Here is a 22,071-nt window from a genome sequence, read left to right as displayed (position 1 = left end):
AAGGGGGTGTTACCTCCGGACGATGGAACGCAGAAGGCGAAGGGCTACAGACAGCGACGCCATATCGTCGCGTCCGAGGCTGTTTACTTCAGCAAACATTGTCTTCGCACGATCAAGGTTAGCCGTGTTTGCTTCTTCCCAAGCCGCAACACGCTCTGCCGGCCCGTCAATCTCCGCACCGTTGTCCAATACGTTCAAGGTCAGATCAATGAGTGTTGTATACAGATCGTCACGCATTGCGGCACGGGCCAACGCCTGCCAACGATCCGAACGCGGCAGCTTGGTGATCCGATTGAGCAAATCGTCGGCGCCAAACTGGTTGTACAACACGAAGTAGGTCTCGGCGACCTGCTGTGCCGAATACTCGGTACGCCCAACCAACTCGGCGATATCCAACAAGGTATAGGACTCAAACTGCGAGGCCCACATGCTTGCTCGATGCTCGTCGATCCCATTGCTGATGGCATCAAGCTGCCATGCGTTGTAGCGCTCGAGATCCGACCCGCGCAGCAGCGCCGGCAGGCTCTGGCGCAACTCGCTGACGATCGGTTCATAGTTGCCCACGATTTCTTCGACCGGCTGCTGCTGATCGACGCGGTTGATGAACCAACGCGTCGTGCGATCCAACAAGCGGCGCATGTCGTGATGTTGCCTTCCCCAGTACGCCACCTCCGTACCAGCGGGTTGGAGGTTGATCGCGGCGAATTGGCGGTCGAAACCATAGATTTCACGCAATGCAGTGAACATCTTGGCGATCTGGACTTCGCTTGCACCGGTTTCTTCCATGGCACGGAAGACATAAGTGACCCCACCGATGTTGATGATGTCATTGGCGACAACGGTCGCAATGATCTCCCGGCGCAACGGGTGAGTTTCCAGCTGATCACCGAAGCGATCGACGAGCTGCTGCGGGAAGTAGCGGCGCAATGTCGTTACATAGTACGGATCATCTGCCAGATCGGACTCGGCCAGCGCAAGCGCGAGCTGAATTTTGGCGTAGGCGGCCAGCACCGAAATCTCCGGGGCGGTCATCATCTCGCCAGCGTTCTTGCGCTGTTCTAGCTCGTCGCTATTCGGCAGGAACTCCAGCTCGCGATTCAGGTCAGCGTTTTTTTCCAACCACTGCATCAGTCGCTCGTAGGCAGGAGCCCAGACCTTGGCTGCATGCTTTTCGTTCAGCAGTAGCACGTTCTGGTCAAAGTTGGCCTGCAGCACTAGGTCGCCCACATTGTCCGTCATCGACAACAAGAAATCGGTGCGTTCTTCGGCGGTGAGCTTTCCCGCCTTGATCTGTCGGTCTACGAAGATCTTGATGTTTACTTCGCGGTCCGAAGTATCTACCCCGGCGGAGTTATCGATGGCGTCGGTATTGAGGATAACGCCATTGCGGGCTGCCTCGATGCGGCCAAGCTGCGTCATGCCCAGGTTTCCGCCCTCGCCGATGACCTTGACGCGAATTGCGCCGCCATCAACACGGATCGCGTCGTTGGCGCGATCGCCGACCTGGGCGTGCGTTTCGGCGCTGGATTTCACATAGGTCCCGATGCCGCCGTTGTAGAGCAGGTCAACTGGTGCCGACAGAATTGCTTTGAGCAATTCATTTGGGCTCAGCTTGGTGACCGAGGAGTCCAGGCCCAGGACTTCGCGTACCTGCACGCTAATCGGAACCGACTTCAAGCTGCGGGAGTAGACTCCGCCGCCTTCGGAAATCAGTTCCTTGTTGTAGTCTGCCCAGCTCGAGCGCGGAAGATCGTATAGGCGCTGGCGCTCGACAAAAGAGGCTTCCGGCGCCGGGTTTGGATCTAGGAAAATATCGCGGTGGTCGAATGCAGCGACCAGATTCACGGTACGGGTGCGCAGAAGTCCATTGCCAAAGACATCGCCGGACATGTCGCCAACGCCTACAGCGGTGAATTCTTCACGCTGAGTATCCAGACCAAGTTCGAAGAAATGACGCTTGACCGATTCCCATGCACCGCGGGCGGTAATGCCCATGCCCTTATGGTCATAGCCTACAGAGCCTCCCGAGGCGAAGGCGTCGCCCAGCCAGTGGCCCTTCTCCTGAGAAATCGAGTTAGCGATATCTGAGAAGCTTGCTGTGCCCTTGTCCGCGGCCACTACCAGATAGGTGTCGTCCCCGTCGTGGCGGACCACATTAGCTGGTGACTCGACGTGCTCGCCATTTTCATCGGTGACCAGATTATCGGTCAAATCCAGCAAGGTCCGGATAAAGATCCGGTAGGAGGCTTTGCCTTCTTCCATCCAAGCTGCCCGATCTACGGCCGGGTTGGGTAGTTGCTTGGCGTAGAAACCGCCCTTTGCGCCGGTTGGCACAATCACCGAGTTCTTGACCATCTGAGCCTTGACCAGACCCAACACTTCGGTGCGGAAGTCCTCTCGACGATCGGACCAGCGCAGGCCACCACGGGCAACTGCGCCAAACCGGAAATGCACACCCTCAACACGTGGTGAGTAGACCCACATTTCATGCCTCGGCCGTGGGAATGGCGCGAAGTCAATCTCTTCGGGTGCGAGCTTGAAGGCCAGCGCGAGACGTTCGGTGTAGTAGTTCGTCCGTTTAGTTGCCTCTATGACCTTTACGAAACGGCGAAGCAGCGTGTCAGCGTCTAAGGTGGGCACATTTTCAAGTGCTTCGTCGATCTGTGCCAGGGCCTGATCCCGTGCCGAAGTTGAAGCCTCAGCAGAGAACGAAGGATCGAAGGTGGCATGGAACAAATCGACGATACCGTGTGTCACCGCCGCGTTGTTGACCAGGGTCGATGCGATAAATCCGGTGGAATTCGAAATGCCAAGCTGCAAAAGGTAGTGCGCGTAGGCGCGAAGCATGGCGACTTCCTGCCAGCTTAACCCTTCATGCAGCACCAGGGCATTGAGCTTGTCCGATTCGGCGGCGTTGCGAACCACGGCCGAGTAGGCGTCGGCAAGTTTGGTTTCGATTGTGTCGAAGTCGATTTCTGGATCAACCTTCAGACCCATGTCATAGATGTATCGCTCGCCGATGCCTTCGGGGCTCAGCTCATAGGGGCGCTCATCAACCACATCAAGACCCAAATCCTGCAGCACGGGCAGGATCCCTGAAAGCAGCAGTGGCCGGTCTACAAAGATTTTCATTCGCTTGGTGACGGCGGAATCTTCGTCATTGGCAGCATCGTAGAAGGAAACGACTGGTCCTTGCTGATCCGGAGCATCAAGCTCTTCCAGCAGGTCGATGTCGGCCAGTGCATCTTCAATCTCGAATTGCACCTTGTACGCTGCGGGGAATGCGCCAGCCCACGAATTGGCCAGGTGATTCGCTTCGCCCGGTTCGAGGCTACTCCGTGCGGTGTCGGTAATCGCGTCGTTCCAGGAGCGAACTGCCTTGGCGATTCGATTCTCCAATGCCTTGCGATCCACCACCGGGGTCAGCCCATGGTGCTGAAGGCGAAGTCGATAGAACAGCCGGACCAATGCACCGGCTCCGAGCTGCGCTTCATATTCGGTGGACACCGGATTGAAGCTGGAATCCAGCTCTTTTTCGATACGCTGTCGCACATCGGTGGAGAACCTGTCGCGTGGCAGATACACCATTGCGGTCACAAAGCGCCCGTAGGAGTCAGTGCGCAGGAAGACCGAGGTGCGGCGACGCTCTTGCAGACGCAGAATGCCCAATGCAATTTCGGTAAGGTCGTCTACCGAGATCTGGAACATTTCATCGCGCGGGTAGGACTCTAGGATCGTGACGATGTCCTTGCCGGAGTGCGAGTCTCGGGCGAATCCGGTATTTTTCAGGACCGCTTCGATTTTTTCGCGCACCACCGGTACGGTTTTCACACTCGAGGTGTACACCTTGGTCGCAAACAACCCAATGAAGCGACGCTCACCGTTGACGTCGCCGTTGGCATCGAAGCTCTTGACCCCAACATAGTCCAGGTAGACTCCGCGGTGCACGGTGGAACGCGAGTTCGCTTTGGTGATGATCAATGCGCGCTTGTCGCGGGCCGTTGCGCGGCCACGCTTGGTCAGGTGCTGTGGGCCCTGGTCCTCCAAGGATCGCATGAGCCCTAGACCGCTTCCTTCGCGGGCAACGAGTACGTCTTCTCCGTGCTCCGTCGTCAGATAGTAGTCGCGGTAGCCCAAGAACGTGAAACGACCGTCCGACATCCAGTTCAGCAGTTCTACCGCCTGATCGAGATCGGCAATCTCGCCTGCATTTGCGGTCTGCGGCAGCGTCTGGGCAATGCTCTTTGCACGATCCAGCATTGCGGGCCAGTCCTGCACGGCAACACGCACGTCGGCAAGGACCTTCAGCAAATTTTCAACGATCGTCACGGCTTCAGCGTCGGAGAGGTCGCGGGCGACTTCTACCGAAATCCAGGATTCAACCTTGGTGTGCGTGTCAATCGAGGTCAGCGTGCTTAGATCCGACAAGGCAGCCGTATCGCCACTGGCAACGTGCTGCAACCCCGTGTGCGACAGCTTTTTGATCAATCCAGTGTCTCGATCGCGTGATACCACGAAAGTCGGATGCACGACGAGCTGAATTGGGGCTGAAAGCCGGACCAGTTCCGCAGTGACCGAATCAACCAAGAACGGCATATCGTCGGTGACGATATGTACCACCGAAACACCATTGTTGCGGGTAATAGATACGTTGGCCGTATCAACGTCGCGGCCATATCCGATTTCCAAGTGTGCGGCTACTCGCGCCTCGAGCTCGTCGGGCGTAAACGCCGCGACATCTTCTCTAGCGATTTGGCCATAGTATTCGCTCACCAACTGCGAGGTGAGTGTCGCATCCATAAATGATTCTGACATGCTGGATTCCGACGAGTTCAAGTGAACGCCTCCAAGAACGAAGTTCTAATTAATCCGCGTCTTTGCGGATCTCCGATAGAAACCACACTACCGTGTTTTCGTGTACCAAAGTTCAAGGATTCAGCCGATTCGACGACTCAGTCGCTTCCGTCTCGTTTCCGTGGATTTAATGCCCAGCAAACCTCGTATTTCAGTACGCAATGTACTTCTAGGGGCGATTTCAGCCAAGGGCGATCCGGCCAGTAGCGCCGCATTGCAGCTCACCACGTCTTGGGGCAGGTATCCAGCGATGCAATGGTTGGGCCCGAACCGATCCCAGGTTTCCAAGAGACGCCGTTTGGGGCTATGCCCGGTATTCGCAGCACCGATTTTATTGAATACAATCTGCAGAGTCACCCCAGGGATTTGATCTTCCAATTCATCGATCGCTCGAAGGGCACGCGGGATCCCTACGCTATCTGCGGCGACAACCATAAATACTTCATCCGAACAGCGAAGCATCTCCACGGTGACTGCGTTGCGCTGAGGCGCTTGCGTGTCAAAGCTCAGTTGTTCGTCCAATTCCACCTGGGACGCGACATCAAGCACCACCAAATCATTGTGTTCACGCAAGACACTCGTCGCACGACGTAGCGCAGAGGCCCTCACCTCCGGCCACCTGCTGGACCGGGGCAGCCCGGTGGCGACTTTGAGTATCGCAGTACCAACTTCGACGCTCAAGCAGGTTGCATCCAACCTTGCAGGTTCGAGTGACCCCGAGTCAATCACACGACAAAGCTGCGCGATGGATGCGGATTCATCGAGCAGACCCAACTGTATGGAAATGGACGCGGCAAAAGTATCGGCGTCCAGTATCACCACGGTTTTTCCTGAGAGAGCGGCTTCCACAGCGTAGTTCAGCGCCACCGTGCTTCGGCCTGGTGCGCCCGCTGCGCCCCAGAAGCACACAATTTTTCCGGTCGACAATTTCGCTTGCTCTGAGGCCTCGCTGACTTGCGCTTCATCCAACTCATCGGGATGCGTCAACTCACGAAGCGCCTGCACCACGAGTAGTTCGAGTTCCAGCATTGGAACGCTCTCATTTACTTCGATCATCCCTTGGGTGGTGCCACCGTTTCGAGGTTTTTCGTCCAGCAGCACCAGCACCATTTGTTGTGAAGTCACCGCGTCGATCTGCTCCAGTGGCGGCAGCAGCTCCCGACCGGACACCAACAGCACATCTGCTACGCCCACCGCACAGGCCGCAATGGCCTCGGCAATATCTTCACAAACGCGAGTGACCATCAATTCGCCGCGATACCCTTCGATTTGGCGGACAACGTGTTCACCATTTCCCAGCACCACCACCGAGATACTCATTGCTGGGTACCGGCTGGATTGTAGATCACTATAATTCTCGATTCGTTGGCCAAGGCTTGAAGCAGTGGCTCGAGATGGTCGGGTTCGACGAGCAGCTCTAGATTGGTACCGTTTTGATTCACGAGTCCCCCTGCGCGGGCTACCCGTGCAGAGACTTCCACCATACTTGCCAGCTGTTCTGGAACTCCGTACGCCGAACCGCCCTTTTCACGTTGGGCAATCCATACGTCGACGAAACTACCCGGGGTAATCGCCGGTGTAAGATCCGCGGGCAGATCAATATTGATTGGCCTGCGGGAGCCCAAATCGTTGTGCGTAATGGAGTTGTTCGGGATGAACTCACCGGCTCCGATGAAGGTATTGGCACGGGCGTTGGTAATGAGTTCCGGGTTCGCTTCGAGGTACTGAACACCGGATTCTCCGAGTTGCACATTTTCAGTTCGAAGATTTTGCATTGAGAGTTCTTCACCCAGAGTGATGTTTGCTCCGGCTACATAAACCTCTGTGGTGTGGTTCAATTCGCGCACGAGATAGACCGTGCCAATCACTGACGCCACTACCAGGACCGCGCCCAGGGCCAATCTCGGGTCCTTCCACGTCGGTCGTTTTACTCGCGGTGCGCTGGCAGAACGAGTTGTGCCGGTGTTCTGTTCGCCGCTCATGCTCTGTCCTTTGCCCGCGCTAGCTACTTGTTTCGAGAGCCTACGACAAGTTTCGGTTGGTGTGAAGACCTATTCCGAGGCCTGTGGATTATTAGATATCAACGACTTGGACCCAGCCGACCGTTTCCAGAGGCAAGAGCTGATAGCCGGTGATACTTCGATCTCGCGCGTAATCGTCTCTGGGATGAATCGCCATGATGAGAAAGTCTTTACCTACCTGCGACAAGGTTCCTTCGGCTACTGGCTTGCCGTTGATGTCATAGGCCAAGGTTCGTTGGCGATCACGTAGCACGCCGCGAACCACCGTGGAGAATTTAACTGGCGACAAGCGCCCTTCGAGGTTAGACCCGATCTGCGACATTTCCAGTGACCGCAGCGCGAAGTTCTTCACCAGCCAACGCTTACCTCCATTTTCAAGGCAGAAATAGTCTTTACCGATGGGGCCGAGCCTTGCGTTAATTTCGTATTCGCCGGCCAGCTTCAAGGCAACTGCCGATCCTTGAAGCCGAAGCAAGCGCTCATGCATTTGCTCTGTAGCTCGTTCGATACGAATACCTTCCGCTACCTCTTCGCGGAACTGTGCCGCCAGCTGGGCCTCGGCCTGCGCCTCAAGATCTTCGAAAAGGGAATCCCATCGCATGCGCCCACTGTACGAGAGAAGAGTTTTTCAGGGAACCCTCTTCCATAAATTCAAATAAAGTGTCATCATCTATATCTAACTACATCAAATTGCATCAAATCACATAAAAAGAGGCGAGAATGATGCTCCACGTAAGGAAGACTTTCATGGTTGGACTGCTGGTTGGTGCAACGTTGGTCATCCTGTTGGCCTTGACCGAATGGGCTGTACGTTCGCGGCCTCACTTCGACCCAGCCGGCGACCCGTCGCAGAACTTACTGGTGTTATTTCTGCTTGGCACCGGAGTCCTCTTTGGTGCGTATCTAATTTTTTATGCTCTCCTGCGCGCAGCAATTTACGCGGCACGCCACGGGCATAGCGGCTTCTTGGAATTGTTGACCCGTTTGGCCCCTAGCTTGACTCGCCGTGCCGTGGGATCGATCTTAGGAACAACGTTGGCACTGTCCGGAACCAGCATTGCCTACGGCGCGACGACTCCTCCCACGGATATTTCGCACCACCAAACCGGGCAGCTGGCGTCGTTGCCGCACGGGCCCGAACCGTCCTCAGCACAGCCAGCTACCGAAGTCCCTACACCGGGCTGGTTTCCTGGCTCACTGAGCATTCCCATGAACCGACTTCTGGGATCCGGGAATAACCGAAAAAGTGCCTCTGCTCCATCGGATCATGTAGTCGTCGCATCCGGGCAAACCCTATGGAGCATCGCCAACGACTTGCTCGACAAACACGGATCCGCTGCGGAAATTGCCGAGCTTTGGCCGCAAATATATGAGCTGAATCGCGAGGTGATTGGGGAGGATCCGAATCTGCTGCGGCTTGGTATCGAACTGCAGCTGCCCAAAACCGACTAAGGAGGAAATCACAGTGAGCATCGAGTCAGAAATACTTGTCAGCCGGACAAGAAATACTAGGGCAGGCCTCTGCCCAAACACACCGCTACGCTTCACCGCAGATCATCGCCAGCTCAGTGCCAACAGATCACCACAGCAAATTTCGTTGGCAATGGATCGTATATTTCATCGACCGGCGATTGCACCATCCGAACGCAAGACCGTCATCGAACTCTCTCATGCGGTGTCCCGAGCGGTCTTCGAGATCATCGCTGGATATCGTTCGGTAAGCCAATTGACTTTTGTGATGGACCCCGAATGTGTAAAAAAACTTCGTTCGCAGGCAATTCTGCAAACCGGCGGCTACACAGTCCAGCCGATGCCGGGCACCAGCCACGGCGAGGTACGTTCGCTGCACCTGTGGCCTACGATATCCGGAGCCTACGAATGCTCTGTCATCGTGGCCTTTAAACACCGCGTCCGCGCCGTAGCTCTCAGAATTGAGCCATGGCACGGACGATGGCAAATCACCAGTGTTGAAATGCTTTAGCGGCGCTTAGTCTTCTTGTTCTTTTTGGCCGCTTTGGCCGGATTCGAAGCTTGCTTGGCCTGGGTACTGGCTTCGCCGTCCTCGTCAGGCCCGGTGAACTGCAAGTTCTTCGGAGCTGCCGGTTCGCCCACTGCACCGGAGGATTCCTGAGTCGTTTCCGAGCCGGACGGCACATCGAGGTTGAACAGGGTTCCGATGCTTTCCTCGCGGATGGACTCCATCATGGTCTGGAACATGGTGTATCCCTCGCGCTGGTATTCAACCAGCGGATCGCGCTGCGCCATGGCGCGCAGACCGATGCCTTCCTTGAGATAGTCCATCTCGTACAGGTGCTCTTGCCACTTTCGGCCGATCGTGGACAGCACAACGCGACGTTCGAGATCTCTTAGGACTTCGGCGCCAATGGCCTTTTCGCGCAGTTCATACTGGTACTTTGCGTCAGAGAGAATCTCGGTTTCCAAGAACTGCGGAGTTAGATGCCCAACGCCGTGCACTTCCTCGACTACTTCATCGATCGTTAGACCGATCGGGTAAAGCTGCTTGAGGTTTGTCCATAGCTGCTTCAGGTCCCAATCATCTGGGTTACCAACCAGAGTGACCTCATTGACCATGGATTTCACGACGTCTTCGAGGAAGTGGTTGACCTTCTCGTCGATATTTTCGCCTTCTAGGATCGCGCGGCGATCGGCGTAGATTGCTTCACGCTGGCGGTTCATCACGTCATCGTATTTCAGCACGTTCTTGCGCTGTTCGGCATTTACGCCCTCGACCTGTGCCTGAGCGGATTCGATGGCTTTGGAGACCATTTTGGATTCCAGGGCCACATCGTCTGGCATCGACGGATTATTCATGATGCGCTCAGCCATACCGGAGTTGAACCGTCGCATCAGGTCATCGGTCATTGAGAGGTAGAACCGGGACTCACCCGGGTCACCCTGACGGCCCGCACGACCACGCAACTGGTTGTCGATTCGCCGCGATTCGTGGCGTTCGGTGCCAAGCACGTACAGCCCACCGAGCGCGGTGACCTCGTCGGCTTCGCTTGCTACGGTGGCCTTGGCTTTCGCAAAGACCTCATCCCAAACCTTGTTGTATTCCTCCGGATGGTTCTCCGGATCCAATCCCCGGCGTTCCATCTCGGCGACGGCCAGGAACTCGGCGTTGCCACCGAGCATAATATCGGTACCACGGCCGGCCATGTTGGTGGAGACGGTGACGCCATTTTTACGACCCGCCATGGCAACGACGGCAGCTTCGCGTGCGTGCTGTTTAGCGTTCAGAACCTCGTGGCGAATACCGCCCTTGGAGAGCAGCCTAGACAAGTACTCGCTTTTTTCAACGCTGGTGGTACCCACCAGGATGGGCTGTCCGCTTCCGTGGCGTTCGGCGATGTCTTCGACGACCGCATTGAATTTGGAAACTTCATTCTTGTAGATCAGGTCGGCCTGATCGTTTCGTATGGCCGGGCGGTTTGTTGGAATTTCGACGACACCGAGTTTGTAGGTGCCCATAAATTCGGCGGCTTCAGTCTGCGCGGTACCGGTCATGCCGGAGATCTTGTCGTACATGCGGAAGTAGTTCTGCAAGGTGATGGTCGCCAAGGTCTGATTCTCAGCCTTGATGCTGACACCTTCCTTGGCTTCGATGGCCTGGTGCATGCCTTCGGAATAGCGGCGGCCTTCAAGGGCACGTCCGGTATGTTCATCGACAATCATGACTTCGTCCTTGACAACGACGTAGTCCTTGTCTTTTTTGAACAGTTCCTTGGCCTTGATTGCGTTGTTCAGGAAGCCGATCAGCGGGGTGTTATTCGATTCGTACAGGTTGTCGATGCCAAGATAGTCTTCAACCTTCTCGATACCATCTTCGAGCACACCGATAGTGCGCTTCTTTTCGTCGACTTCATAGTCGTCCTCACGGTCGAGGCGTTTGACGATCTTGGCGAACTCGGTGTACCAGCGGTTCACATCCCCTGATGCTTGGCCCGAAATGATCAACGGCGTACGCGCCTCGTCGATCAGAATCGAGTCGACCTCATCAACGATCACAAAGTTGTGTCCGCGCTGAACAAGTTCGGTCTTGTTCCATGCCATGTTGTCGCGCAGATAATCGAATCCGAATTCGTTGTTCGTTCCGTATGTAATGTCGTTCTCGTACTGTTTGCGCCGTGCGGCTGGATCCATATTGGACAAGATGCAACCACAGCTCAGGCCGAGGAATCGGAAAACACGTCCCATAAGATCCGACTGGTACTGCGCGAGGAAGTCGTTGGTGGTCACCACGTGCACGCCCTTGCCGGACAGGGCATTTAGATAAGCTGGCGCAGTCGCAACCAAGGTCTTGCCTTCACCGGTACGCATTTCTGCGATATTACCCAGGTGCAGTGCGGCGCCACCCATGAGCTGGACGTCGAAGTGGCGCATGCCCAGAACTCGGTCTGAGGCCTCGCGAACGGCCGCGAAAGCTTCCGGAAGCAATGCTTCAAGACTTTCGCCTTCTGCTAAACGAGCACGGAACTTATCGGTCTCGGCTTTAAGCTCCTCGTCCGACATGTCGCGAAATTCGTCTTCCAACGTATTGATCGTGTCGGCGTAAGCTCGAAGAGTCTTTAGAATCTTCTTGTCGCCGGTACGCAAAATACGTTCTAGCAATGATGCCACGTGGTAGCTCCCAATATCTCAAGCACAGTAAATTCTGGCGTCTTTAGTCTACGTGAGGAAATCAGCACAACTTGCTATTTCCCGGGGTGGTTTGGTGTTCTGCCTGTAAATAGGAACTGCGCTAACAGGCCGTTCACAGCCTGTATTTCACGCTGTCCAAGGCGAGCCAGCGCGCCATTCGTCCGAGTTCAATTTCCAAGGCAGCAGCAACTTCGTTCGGTGCGTGCGCCTCATAATGCACCGAATTTACCTGCAATTCGCCCTTCGCGCGGTCGGCTTTCAAATCGACCCTACCAACGAAGCGCTCCCCGTAAAGCATTGGAAAAACATAATAACCATAGCGACGTTTCTCTTTGGGAACATAGATTTCGACTCGGTATTCGAAATCAAAGAAGCGTTCTAGCCGCTTGCGGTTGAATACCATCGAATCAAATGGCGCCAATAAGCGCAGGTCCGGTGCGATCTTCCGAGGGATCTTCGTACCGGGAATCATGAAACACGTCTCTGCCAAGCGTTCAACTTGCACGCGTTCCACCAGTCCCTCCTCAGCCAGGGATTCCAACGCTGCTTTGACCTCACGAATTGGCAATCTGAAGTATTCGGCAACGCAATGCTTTGTACCAATGCCCTGAGCAGTCAGCGACTCTACAACTAGCCGACGTAGCGCCTGATATTTATGCTCTTGGTCGACCTCCGGCAGCTCCGGCAAGACATCGTGGCTCAGTGCAAATAATCGCTCGAACTGCGCGTTGCGACCCAATGCAAGAATCCGCCCCTGCGCAAATAGTGCTTCGGTGACAATCTTGGTGTCATTCCAGTTCCATCCCCAGTGGTTTCGTTCCTTCATGGGGTTGACTCCCAGCGAGGCACTCAGCTGGCGTGCGCTAGTACCCGGGTGCAACGAGAGGTGTTCCATCACCCGGCTGCTCAGGTCCTTCAATTCGCCATCGAATTGCTCCGAACGATCAACCCAGCGACGGCGTTGCCAGGGCACGAGATCCGCCACGAGCTCGCTACGCACATAGCTTGCCTCATGTGCCCAGTATTCGGTTGCCGGTCCATGCCGTTGCGACACCAAGGCATCCAGCAGTTGGGTGTCGTAGTGTCCAAGTCGAGCGAACAATGGGACATAGTGCGCCCTGCTGACGACGTTGATGGAGTCAATCTGCAATTGCCCGATTGCGTCAAGAACCCCTACAAGGTGGCGCTGGGATACCTTGGTCTGCTTGCGTGGTCGAGACAGACCTTGGGCGGCCAACGCAATTCTTCGGGCTTGAGATAAGCCCAGAGTGCGTTGACCGCCCAGGTCGTGCGAGATGTTAATGATTAGCCCTCGTTAGCCAGAGCCTTATCGCGGTAGCCGCGAACTTCGGTTGGCAATTCGTCGTTTTCACCCAACGAAGGGTCGAGGGTGATGACGCCGTACTGATACTGGGTACGTCCGTAGACGACCGAATGAGCACCGGTAGCTTCATCGATGAACAAATAGAAGGGGTGACCAACGAGTTCCATGCGATCAACTGCGTCATCAACGCTCATGACTTCAGCGGGGAAGACCTTACGGCGAATGACGACCGGCGAATATTCCGCTTCCTTCGCATTTGCCTCGGCTTCTGCATTTGCCTGGGCTTCGAGCGTCTCCTGCACCAAAGATTTGTCGCTTGGCGCTACGGGTAGCGAGCTAGTCGCCTCGTGGACAGCCATTGGCGCATGGTTTCCACGATGAACCTTCCGCTTGTCCCGTGCTTTGCGCAATCGTTCGAGGAGCTTTGCGAATGCGATGTCGAACGCCGCAAATTTATCTGCTCCGCGAGCTTCCGCCCGAATTGCGGGGCCCCGGGAAACGACCGTCAGTTCGACGCTGAGCGCGGTGCTCTGGTTGCGGGCGTGTGCTTCCTTGACGACTTTCACATCGATGCGCTGAATCTTGCTGGCCAGCTGGTCGACCTTGGTGATTTTCTCGTCAACGTACTCACGGAATCGATCCGAGACGGTGATATTACGTCCGCTGTAATTCAGCTCCATGGTGTCCTCCAATAGGGAGTCGGGTGACACAACAGCCCGGGGTTTTCCTCCCCCAGAGGCTGAAGATGGGCCTTCGCTGCATCTGTGATGCAACCCATACTTCACCCTATGCCACATCCGGCAGGATTCAAGTACCAAACGGCCAGATTTCATATCGCGTTCAGCGAAATTGGCTAGTCCCCGTTATCGCTAGGAGGTTTTGTGAAGGCCAGGACCACAGCGCCGATCACCTCGTAACCCGCTTCAATACAAGCAAGTGCCGCCCTGCGTAGCGTAGACCCGGTAGTCGTCACATCGTCGACGAGGATTATCGGCTGTCTCGAATATTTCGGAATTTCCGCAATCAGCCGTGAGTCACCGCTACGTCGGGCGGGCCCAGCTTTACTCTTTTGCTGCCCGCCAAGAAGCTGGCTGAAACGATAATGAAGCACCGCTGAGGTCCGGGTGTGCTCACCTAGCAGCCCCCGGCGCTGTGCCATTTTCAGCATGACCTCTACAGGACGGTATCCGCGAGTGCTCAGGGCACGTACGGAGCTGGGCATGGGCACCACCAGCGTGGGCCGGCCTAATAATCTTGGAGGGCAGGCGGTGTTAATCGCGGCTGCCAGGAAAGGTGCGAACTCTTGGCCTAAGAAATGTCTTTGTTGATTCTTATAGGCCAAGATGGCTCGTGCCAGTTCGTTGCTGTAGATACCGCTGGCGCTGACCGGCATCTGCCACTGCGTACTGGGTAGCTCAATATAGAACTGCAGCTGATCCCCCAATGGAGGCAAAAACAGCTGCTGATGAATCTTGTGTCGGCATTCGGGGCAAAGCCTAAAATCCGCACGCTCGCAAATTGCGCATGTCGTAGGTAAAAGTAGGTTCAGTGTCTCGCGCACCGAATGAATGATCCATCCAGTGCTCCGCGCATGAACGAGCGCATCAAGTAAGCCAGCAAAATGGAGTTGGGGTGACATGCTTCAAGGATGTCGCTGCAACTCCTTGCGCTCGAATACTAGTCGCCAACTGTGAATTCAGCCTGGGTATGAAACGTCTTTGGCATAGTCGTCAAGGGCATGCCATGAATTGCCCACTCGCGTGTAAAGTTCCTCGCTCGTTTCCGCATACACCGGTCGGCGATCTCCGACACCAGAGGTTATGCCGCTCATGCCAAGCAGCAAACCCAACCGTTCAGATCCATGCTCGAAAGTGATTTGTTCCGCTGCAACCTGTTCGGTAGCGCTCAGCTCGGCCACGATGATTGAACGATCAGAGTCCCACACGGCCGCGGAGACTGGCACATTTGCGAAGATTTCCATTGGCTCATCGGTCAGTCCGCGTGGCACACCATCGGCGTCGCGCACGATGCCGGCGACGTACACCTTAGCTTCGTTATTTTCTTCGGCCACGATCAACGCACGTGCGCCATCACGCGAGATAGCCAAGGAACTGACTTTGGTGTCTTCGAGCCAGGAGACGCTGATCGGACGCACTTCGCCCTGTCCGGCCACATCTTCGGGCACCACCAGCAGTGGATGTTCCGCAGCGTTGTCCGCCGTCCAGGTCCAGCCCGCGATGTCCATCGAGGGTCGGATTAAGGCGCCGCCTTGGGCCGCCACGCTGACGCTTCCACTCTCGCTGATCGTCATCAATTGCGTGCTCTTGCCATTGAGGAAGGCATACCGATTGCCCACCGCGGACATGGCTGGATGGCGAGGGTGGAACGCTGAAATATCCGGGACTCCGCCAACGGGGATAATCGATCGCCCTTTGACGTAAACCAGCGATTCATTGGAAATCGCGATCAGCGTGTCCGGGGTACTCGGGTTGATCAGCGCAGGCACAAAGTTTGCCGACGGCGCTCCCAAGGTCACTTCGGTTTCATCTTGAAGCATGCGCACGATACTCACAGAGGACAATGGAGATAGCGTTTTTTCAAGTTGTTGCTGCATGAGCTGTTTCGAGTGATCAGAGGCTTCGCTGATGCTCTCGGCGCTGAGAGCAACCGTCGCCGTTCCATCGCGCACCGGCACAGCCGAACGCACGAGCGTACTTGCCGGAGAAAAGGCTGAAACGACGGCGTTCTGCAGATATGGCGCCGGACCAGCCAGCAAGGCTTCCACCATAGACGTTGTCGTACCCGCGCCCGAGGTAAACCAACGGACATCAGGCACCAAATATTGGTAGCTGGCGTCGTAGAAATAAATAGTTTGCGGTGCGAAGATCTTGCTGAAGGAACTCGATTCCAGCATGATCCCGTCCGGCGCCTTGGAAATCCGCCATTGGTTGTCCACCTGGGTCAGTTCCACGTCAACGGCGCGCGTTGAATGCTCTGGTTCTTGGGTGTAAACACCCATCGCGTCAACCTCGCCGGATATTTCCAGTTGCACCGTGTATCGGTTACTTTCCGCACCGGTCAGAACGTTCATCGCCTCATAGATCAGCGTGCGGGTATTTCCGCGCCAGTCGGCTCCCAGCTCAGGGGTCATGAATTCCCGCGATAGCGCATAATCTTCGAGGACCGATCGGCCAGCTTCGACGAAGCCTTCGACGATGCGGCGTGCATCTGCCCCTTCCGTTGGCCCTTGGGCGTCAAAGCGAAAAGGCTGCGATTCCCCCTGGTCGGATTCGGCTTCAATCTTCTGCACGGTCGAATTACGCGGGATGGCGGCGCAGCTTGAAAGTATGAGCAGCCCGGTAAATACGATTGTCAGAACTCTCAGCAACCGTAAGCGCATTATTTGCCCTCCCCCGGATTCGCGGATGGATCCACCGGCTTGGGGAAGATTTCGTCCTCGATAAGTATATCTTCGTCGTCCAAGACCAGCGGCGTGTAGCCGATTTTCGGCACCTCACCGGTCAACGGGAAGGAATCACCGAGCAGACCGAGAATTTCTTCTGTCACCGGAGGTTCCAGCGGAAGTGGGGATGAGGTAATCGCGTCGTGGGCGGTCCGCGGCAAGGTCAAGCGGAATGCCGAGCCCACGCCCTTCTTTCCCCAGGCTTCCAGGCGTCCGTCATGCAGCCGGGTATCTTCCATTGAAATGGACAGGCCCAACCCCGAACCGCCGGTAGTCCGGGCGCGCGCAGGATCCGCACGCCAGAAGCGATCGAAGACATGTTTGCAGGCCTCAGGACTCATCCCGATGCCGTAATCTCGTACGGTCACCGCGACCGAACTTTCGTTCTGGCCGATGGCGATATCGATGGGGTTCTGTTCGCCATGTTCTACGGCGTTTAACACGAGGTTTCGCACCACACGCTCAACTCGGCGCGGGTCGAATTCCGCCACGCATCCCTCGGCCGGGGCGTTGAACCGGATAATCGATCCGTATTCATCGGCCACGGGTGTCGCGGTGTCGATCACCTTTCGTACGATGACGTTCAGGTCGGTGGACTCTCGATCAAGGACCGCTACACCGGCGTCGAATCTGGAAACTTCCAAAAGGTCATTGAGAAGGTTCTGGAAACGTTCAATCTGCTCATACATGAGCTCTGCTGAACGGGCGGTGAGCGGATCAAAGTTCTCGCGAGCATCATGAATTAATTCAGCGGCCATACGCACCGTGGTCAGCGGGGTGCGCAATTCGTGGGAAACGTCAGAAACGAAGCGTTGCTGCATGGCCGAGAGGTGATTGAGCTGGGTGATCTGTTCTTGCAGCGAGTGCGCCATATGATTGAAGGCAGTACCAAGTCTGGCAACTTCATCCTTGCCAGCGACCTTCATCCTCCGGTCAAGATCGCCCGAGGCAATACGTTCAGATACATATGCCGCGTCCGCAACAGGACGCACTACGGTGCGGGATACAGACCAGGAAATAAAGCCAACGACTAGCAGTAAGACCAGACCGGTAAAGGCCATGGCACGGTTGATGAATTCCAGAGTGTCCTGCACGCTGGATAAGTCATAGACCAGGTACAGCCCATATTCACGGCCGGGAGGGATCAGCACCTTGGTGCCAATGATAATGCCTGGCTGAATCTCCGAACCAACCCCAAGTTCGATTGAGCGCCAAAAAATCCCTGAATCGCTCTGCACGCTTTCGGCCAGGTCATCTGGGACTACTCGGGTAGTCAACGAGCCAGAAGCGGTGGGTCCTACATACAGGTTTTCATCACCGGCGACCGGAATTGGCTTGAGCACAAAGTCACGGATCACCGTGGCTCCGTCGCCTTCTAGTGTCGCCAAGGTCGAGTTCACCAAGGACTGGGTAGAAACACGGTCGGTGGTGGAGGCGGATTCGAGAATTGAGCGCGCCTGTGCCAGGCCACGTTCAGATTCTTTTGAAATCTGATTAAACCGTTCGCTGAATAGCGCGGAGGAAATCTGGTTGGACAAAAAAGCACCGGCTGCCAACAGCGCCAAGGAGGTAAAGAGCAGGGTCGAAATCACCGTGCGATACATCAGGTGGCGCTGCCAGCGCTGCCGAATCCATTCAATAGGTCGTTTGACCCAAAGTCTTACCCTCAATAATGCAGGAGCTACCGGAGGAATTTGAGCACGCACTTCGACCGGTGCAATCTCGCTTCCGGTCGTGGCGTGTTCACTCAACTTGCCGTACCAGCCTTGTAACCCACACCGCGAATGGTCTGAATGACCTGTGGTTTCTCAGGGTCTAATTCAATCTTGGATCGCAACCGCTGCACGTGAACGTTCACCAGACGCGTATCGGCTGCGTGGCGGTAACCCCATACAGCTTCCAAGAGCTGCTCGCGGCTGAAGACCTGCCAAGGCTTACGTGCCATGGTGACCAACAGATCGAATTCAAGTGGGGTGAGGGATACCTGATTACCTGCACGAGTCACGCGGTGCCCGGCGACATCGATTGTCACGTCCCCCACGGTCAGAGTTTCTGCCACATGCGTTTCATTCGGGCGCAACCGGGCTCGAACACGCGCTACTAGCTCTGCTGGCTTAAATGGCTTGGGCACATAATCGTCAGCCCCGGATTCCAAACCACGAACAACATCTGCGGTATCAGATTTTGCGGTCAGCATGACCACCGGAACGTCCGACTCCGCACGAATCTGCTTGCAGACCTCGATGCCGTCAATTCCAGGCAACATCAGGTCTAGTAGAACCAGGTCGGGATTAGCTTCGCGGAATGCCTCGATTGCGCCGGATCCGTCGTAGCAAAATGATGCGTCGAAGCCATCATTTTGCAAGACGATGCCGATCATCTCCGACAACGCCTCGTCATCATCGACGACTAAAATCCGAAACTTCATACAACATCCCCCTGAAACCGAAAACGGTGGCGTCACCCACGTCGCCTATACGGGTACTTTTACTTTCCCCACTCTTCCTAAGATACATGACACACCCTCATTTTCATGCTGTGACCGCACAAATCAAGTATTCCGCTACGCGTCAACCCGCGTTTGCTCCAAGGCTTGGGCATAACCGGTTAAATGTTGCAGGCATTCAACCACCTGATTTGCACTCGCGTTGGCAAACGTGCCTGCAGGCATCAGAGTTAGCTGGCCTAACTGCGTCAACGGCAAGCCAAGCTGCCGCCAGGGCCGTAGCACTTTGTTCACTCCGTCGACAACTCCCGGGGCACGTTTGCCCGGTTCAAGTAGCTGAAGGTAAATCTGCGCCCCAGTTTCTACCAAAGCTGCGACGCGCTCCCATGAGCGGTGATCCATTCGCGCCGGATCGATCACATACCCATGCACACCGGCCTGATGCAGGATGTCCACGCGTTTGATCCACAACTCATCAGAGCTAGGCAGATTAACGACTATTTGCGTGCCTTCGACCTCGGCAAGCGTCTGCACGAACCGGGCGTAAACCTCGCGCACCTCCTGTCGCGGAATGGAGCGCAAGGTGCGATATCCACTGGCGGTGGGCAAGGCGCCGTCGAGCACAGCGGGCAGCTGCGGCTCATCGAGCTGCACCGTAAATCTTCGAATGGTGGTGCTCCCGCGCATCCGCAGGAGCTGCTGCTTCACCCCGTCGGCATAAGCTTCCAAGACATCACGGCGTGCCCCGTGATCAATCAGAACCCGTTCGCCGTGTTGCAGGTAGAGCCCGGCTGCCAATGACCACGGGCCAAGGGTCGAAATCTTCAGTCGCGTCGCCGGTGTCTTCTCTGCGCCAATGACATCAGCCAAGAGGTTTTCGTCGCTGCGCAACAAGCTCCGCGCCCGACGGGCATCAATCCCATCGGTGACCCCGATGCGCCAACCATGCGGTTGCAGGTCAAAGCCGAGGTCGCTGACCATGCTGGCGCTTCGACCCAGAGAATCGGAACCCATACCGCGGTCCACTAATTGCGGGAAAACCGCCAGATTCGGCTCGCCTAGTTCCCCGCGGATAACCTTGTGAATCTCCAACGGATCTTGACCGGGGAATTGGCAGAACGAGGTGACGAAGACATCCGAACGGGCGAAATCGTCACTTGCTTCAGTCATTTTTATGCGCGTCCGAAATGTTCTGGTGGTGGCGAATGACCTCGGAGATGATGAAGTTCAAAAACTTCTCGGCAAACTCCGGATCAAGGTGTGCCTCGTGGGCCAATGTGCGCAAGCGCTGAATCTGCGCCTTTTCACGATTGAGGTCGCTGGGCGGCAGGTCATGACGTGCTTTGAGCAGACCCACGCGTTGCGTGGCCTTAAAACGTTCGGCAAGCAGATAGACCAGCTGGGCATCGAAGTTATCGATGCTTCCACGGATGGCGTACAGCTCGTCGAGGACTTCTTGCTCAACTTCCCCTGGCAGAGAACTTGCATGCGGGTCGAATTCCTCGATGGGGGCAGTAGTGTTCGGCTCGCTCATGATGTTTAGTTTACGTGGTCATCTCGTGTATTTCCCATTAAGTGACGTTGCCCCGACAACCTGAAAAAGGATGTCGGGGCAAAATCCGGAATCCAGGCTAGGCGCCGTTCAATTCTTCAATGATCTTTCGTCGCACGGCTTGTTCGCGAGGATCCGGAACCGGCAGCGAGGCGATCAAACGCTGGGTGTAGGCATTTTGCGGCGCGGAAAGCACCTTGGAGCCTAGCCCCTCCTCGATCAACGACCCCCGGAACAAGACGCCCACCCAAGAAGCCAACAGGTCAACCACTGCGAGGTCGTGGGAGACGAACAAGGCGGCGAATCCGAGTTCCGCCTGCAATTCACGGAATAGTTCCAGTACCTTCGCCTGCACCGACACGTCCAGCGCGCTGGTGGGCTCATCGGCGATCAGCAGCTTGGGTTCCAGCGCCAAGGCCCGCGCCAAGGAAGCTCGCTGACGTTGGCCGCCAGAGAGCTCATGCGGGTAGCGATCGGCAAAGCCGCCGGGCAGCTGCACGGATTCCAAGAGCGCAGCGACCTTTGACCTTGTCTGTGAGGGGTTCAGCTCTCGGTGCACGTTCAGCGGTTCGGCCACGCACTCCCCCACGGTCAGATGCGGGTTGAAGCTCGCCGCGGGATCCTGGAACACAAAACCGATCTGCTTGCGCAGCGGCTTGAAGCTGCGTTCCTTGAACTGCGCCATTTCATAGCCGAGCACCTGCAGCGAACCATCGGTGATCCTATTGAGCCCGGCGATGCTGCGCCCGATGGTTGTTTTTCCAGAACCCGACTCGCCCACCAGCCCATAAACCTCACCGGCGTGAATCTTCAGATCCACTCCGTCCACCGCGGTGAATCCAGGAGCTCCGAGACGTCCGGGGAAATGCACCCGCAGCCCCTTGGCCTCCACGAGCACTTCAGCTTGGGCGTGGGGCCGTTCTTCCAGGCCGGCAGAGGCCGAATTGCGTCCCAGATGCGGTACGGCCGCCAGCAGCGTTCTGGTGTACTGGTCCTGCGGGTTCTCGAACAGCTCACGCGAAGTCGCTTGTTCGACAATCTGTCCTTGGTTCATCACTATGACCCGGTCCGCGATGTCCGCCACCACGCCCATATTGTGGGTGATGATCACAATTGCGGTCCCCAGCTCATCGCGCAGGTTCCGCAGCAGAGCCAGGATTTCGGCCTGCACCGTGACATCCAGCGCGGTGGTCGGCTCATCGGCCACGATCAACTCGGGTTCCAGCGCCAGCGCCGCGGCGATCACCACTCGCTGCTTCTGCCCGCCGGAGAACTGGTGCGGATAGTAATCCACGCGTTGTTCCGGATCCGGAATGCCTACCTGGCGCATCGCCTCGACGGTGCGCGCCTTGGCTTCCTTTTTCGACAACTTGGTATGCGCGCGGATGCCCTCCATGATTTGCCAGCCAACGGTGTACACCGGATTCAGTGCGGTGGATGGCTCCTGAAAGATCATCGAAACGTCTCGTCCGCGAGCCGCCCGCAAGGCGGCCCCCTGGAGGGTCAGCATATTCTGGCCCTTCAGGTAGACAGCACCATGCGAGGCACCATTTTCTGCCAGGATCCCCAAGGCGGTACGTGCGGTCACCGACTTGCCCGATCCGGATTCGCCGACGATGGCCAGGATCTCCCCTGGCTTGACCGACAAATCCACGCCGCGGACCGCAGGGACGGCCCCGGCATCCGTGACAAAGTCGACGTTCAGGTTCTCGATGCGCAACACATCGTCTGGGGCGTTCATGTCAGTTT

16 protein-coding genes are annotated in these 22,071 nt (G+C 56.4%); 2 read left to right on the top strand and 14 right to left on the bottom strand.

All coding sequences use genetic code 11. The features are described 5' to 3' along the window. Window positions 1–9 precede the first annotated feature (9 nt). The 4 genes from ACT3TP_RS00520 to ACT3TP_RS00505 all read right to left on the bottom strand — a co-directional run bounded on the left by ACT3TP_RS00520 (window position 10) and on the right by ACT3TP_RS00505 (window position 7,476). Window positions 10–4,815 (bottom strand): NAD-glutamate dehydrogenase, encoded by a 4,806-nt coding sequence (locus ACT3TP_RS00520; protein WP_444618769.1) that lies wholly within the window; start codon window positions 4,813–4,815, stop codon window positions 10–12. Window positions 4,816–4,935: 120 nt separating this feature from the next. Further along, window positions 4,936–6,174, bottom strand: coding sequence for an AAA family ATPase (locus tag ACT3TP_RS00515; protein WP_444618767.1), 1,239 nt, complete (start codon window positions 6,172–6,174; stop codon window positions 4,936–4,938). Beyond that, the gene (locus ACT3TP_RS00510) at window positions 6,171–6,836 is read right to left on the bottom strand and encodes a hypothetical protein (RefSeq protein WP_141393540.1); all 666 of its coding nucleotides are present in this window, start codon (window positions 6,834–6,836) and stop codon (window positions 6,171–6,173) included. Before ACT3TP_RS00510 ends, ACT3TP_RS00515 begins: the two co-directional genes overlap by 4 nt. Before the next feature lie 91 nt (window positions 6,837–6,927). Next, on the bottom strand, window positions 6,928–7,476 hold the full coding sequence (locus ACT3TP_RS00505) for a hypothetical protein (RefSeq protein ID WP_444618765.1): 549 nt from the start codon (window positions 7,474–7,476) through the stop codon (window positions 6,928–6,930). 146 nt (window positions 7,477–7,622) lie between these two features. Between ACT3TP_RS00505 and ACT3TP_RS00500 the strand changes: the two genes are divergently transcribed. Both ACT3TP_RS00500 and ACT3TP_RS00495 read left to right on the top strand, forming a co-directional pair. Beyond that, entirely contained in the window at window positions 7,623–8,327 is a 705-nt protein-coding gene (locus tag ACT3TP_RS00500) for a LysM peptidoglycan-binding domain-containing protein (RefSeq protein WP_444618763.1), read from the top strand. Between the two features lie 13 nt (window positions 8,328–8,340). Further along, window positions 8,341–8,856 (top strand): Rv3235 family protein, encoded by a 516-nt coding sequence (locus ACT3TP_RS00495; RefSeq protein ID WP_444618761.1) that lies wholly within the window; start codon window positions 8,341–8,343, stop codon window positions 8,854–8,856. Here the strand turns inward: ACT3TP_RS00495 and secA are convergent. From secA to ACT3TP_RS00445, 10 genes are all read right to left on the bottom strand, one after another. Continuing rightward, window positions 8,853–11,516 (bottom strand): preprotein translocase subunit SecA, encoded by a 2,664-nt coding sequence (secA, locus tag ACT3TP_RS00490; protein ID WP_096286587.1) that lies wholly within the window; start codon window positions 11,514–11,516, stop codon window positions 8,853–8,855. The two genes, ACT3TP_RS00495 and secA, sit on opposite strands and share 4 nt — an antisense overlap. 133 nt (window positions 11,517–11,649) lie before the next feature. Further along, window positions 11,650–12,774: a winged helix-turn-helix domain-containing protein gene (locus ACT3TP_RS00485; RefSeq protein ID WP_176484186.1), complete on the bottom strand. Its 1,125-nt coding sequence runs from the start codon at window positions 12,772–12,774 to the stop codon at window positions 11,650–11,652. Window positions 12,775–12,842: 68 nt separating this feature from the next. Beyond that, entirely contained in the window at window positions 12,843–13,541 is a 699-nt protein-coding gene (gene hpf, locus ACT3TP_RS00480; RefSeq protein WP_096286591.1) for a ribosome hibernation-promoting factor, HPF/YfiA family, read from the bottom strand. Between the two features lie 173 nt (window positions 13,542–13,714). After that, entirely contained in the window at window positions 13,715–14,500 is a 786-nt protein-coding gene (locus tag ACT3TP_RS00475) for a ComF family protein (RefSeq protein ID WP_096286594.1), read from the bottom strand. 57 nt (window positions 14,501–14,557) lie between these two features. Continuing rightward, a complete protein-coding gene (locus ACT3TP_RS00470) occupies window positions 14,558–16,171 on the bottom strand; it encodes an LpqB family beta-propeller domain-containing protein (RefSeq protein ID WP_176484187.1) in 1,614 nt (537 codons plus the stop codon). Between the two features lie 89 nt (window positions 16,172–16,260). Then, window positions 16,261–18,030: an MtrAB system histidine kinase MtrB gene (gene mtrB / locus ACT3TP_RS00465; RefSeq protein ID WP_255248446.1), complete on the bottom strand. Its 1,770-nt coding sequence runs from the start codon at window positions 18,028–18,030 to the stop codon at window positions 16,261–16,263. A gap of 41 nt (window positions 18,031–18,071) precedes the next feature. Next, a complete protein-coding gene (gene mtrA, locus ACT3TP_RS00460; protein WP_096286600.1) occupies window positions 18,072–18,752 on the bottom strand; it encodes an MtrAB system response regulator MtrA in 681 nt (226 codons plus the stop codon). 135 nt (window positions 18,753–18,887) lie between these two features. Beyond that, window positions 18,888–19,940 carry a hypothetical protein gene (locus ACT3TP_RS00455; RefSeq protein ID WP_444618759.1) on the bottom strand — a complete coding sequence of 351 codons (1,053 nt, stop codon included), beginning with the start codon at window positions 19,938–19,940 and terminating at the stop codon, window positions 18,888–18,890. Continuing rightward, window positions 19,933–20,304 carry a chorismate mutase gene (locus tag ACT3TP_RS00450; RefSeq protein ID WP_096286604.1) on the bottom strand — a complete coding sequence of 124 codons (372 nt, stop codon included), beginning with the start codon at window positions 20,302–20,304 and terminating at the stop codon, window positions 19,933–19,935. The genes ACT3TP_RS00455 and ACT3TP_RS00450 overlap by 8 nt, the downstream gene beginning before the upstream one ends. A gap of 97 nt (window positions 20,305–20,401) precedes the next feature. Continuing rightward, window positions 20,402–22,063 carry an ABC transporter ATP-binding protein gene (locus ACT3TP_RS00445; RefSeq protein ID WP_096286606.1) on the bottom strand — a complete coding sequence of 554 codons (1,662 nt, stop codon included), beginning with the start codon at window positions 22,061–22,063 and terminating at the stop codon, window positions 20,402–20,404. Between the last annotated feature and the right edge of the window lie 8 nt (window positions 22,064–22,071).

Origin of the sequence: Glutamicibacter sp. AOP38-B1-38 (assembly GCF_052377485.1) — a bacterium.
GTDB lineage: Bacteria > Actinomycetota > Actinomycetes > Actinomycetales > Micrococcaceae > Glutamicibacter.
The sequence above is the reverse complement of the archived record's forward strand: the minus strand, read 5'-3'. Positions and strand labels throughout refer to the sequence as shown.